This window comes from Vibrio sp. VP6 (genome assembly GCF_028823755.1).
GTDB classification, from domain to species: Bacteria; Pseudomonadota; Gammaproteobacteria; order Enterobacterales; family Vibrionaceae; genus Vibrio; species Vibrio parahaemolyticus.
Window position 1 is genome coordinate 1 of the sequence record NZ_JAPEID010000143.1, and the last position, 1,154, is coordinate 1,154.

Consider the following 1,154-nt stretch of genomic DNA (forward strand, 5'->3'; position numbering starts at 1 on the left):
AGGATTTCGCTCGTCTGAAGCTCATTTAAGGGATGTAGGTCACGTTTTTTTTAATGATATGCGCTTCTTGTTTTACGTCTGAACTTCTTATTTTTTGCTCGAAAGCGTGATTTTACCCTAAAAAAGACTATTTACACAAAAAGTACCTATAAGATATCACTCTAAATTCTGCCTATAGAATGTCAGTTAAAGAGGTAACGTTCTTATGAGAATAAATATGTAAACTAGGTATATAGAATAAATATAAGAATAAATATTTAAGAAAAGACAATCGCTTCGCTCAAAGATACCTCCCATCAAAAGCATTTCACCAAAGTGTAATAAAACAAACAATCCCTGCTTTTGACGGGCCCCAACAGCCAGCATCAACATCAAAATAATAAAACACGTTTATCGTACTTGCTGGCTGCGCTGGAATTTCCTTTTGTCATACGACAGGAACCTATCGAGCATATACGTAAAACATCGTGGAACCCCAACTCAATAATCGAGCTTAATTCAACCAATAGCGCAAATCAGGGTCTAGCAGGGAGAAGGGCAATTTTCATGCCGGATACTACAGTGAACACAAATAACTTCAGAGAACAAGGATAAGACGCATCTTACTCACTACGTGAGCGCATTCTAGTATTCGTCGCACAGCTCCTCATTGGAATAGAGGTTACGCCGTCACACGTGAGTATTTTCAAATTAACTAGGCTAGATGTTTTGGTACTAGGGGGGTGAGGTTTAACGAAACGAAAATGTACGTTTAGAGAGTTAAGTGTTTTATTAATAATTTTTTATTGGTAGCCCTAAACCACCTACTGAAGTAGGTGGTAATTTACAAATTCAAGATACTGACAAGAAAGAATTATATACAGCGACCCAAACTTTTCTTAATCATACATGCTCTCGAATCCACTTCCATGTATCTTCATCTAACCATCCTTGATATTCATTTGTATTGACTTTTGATATAAACATTTTGTCATTGTTATCAAGATATGAAGTAAATCTGTCGAGTACTTGAGATGCCGATAATGATGTAGAGACTAACCATGTCGACTCCATTATGTGGTTGTACCCTCCAAAACTTCGTATCACTGAATAAATGTTTTCATACTTTTGTCCTGGATTGTTCAAATCATAACTAATTGAATATAAAGCCATTA

The 1,154-nt window shown here is 36.0% G+C and carries 1 protein-coding gene; it reads right to left on the reverse strand.

What is annotated here, in order from left to right; translation table 11 throughout:
- Window positions 1–882 precede the first annotated feature (882 nt).
- A partial coding sequence (locus OU793_RS24535; protein ID WP_017449274.1) for a hypothetical protein occupies window positions 883–1,154 on the reverse strand: 272 nt, incomplete at its 5' end.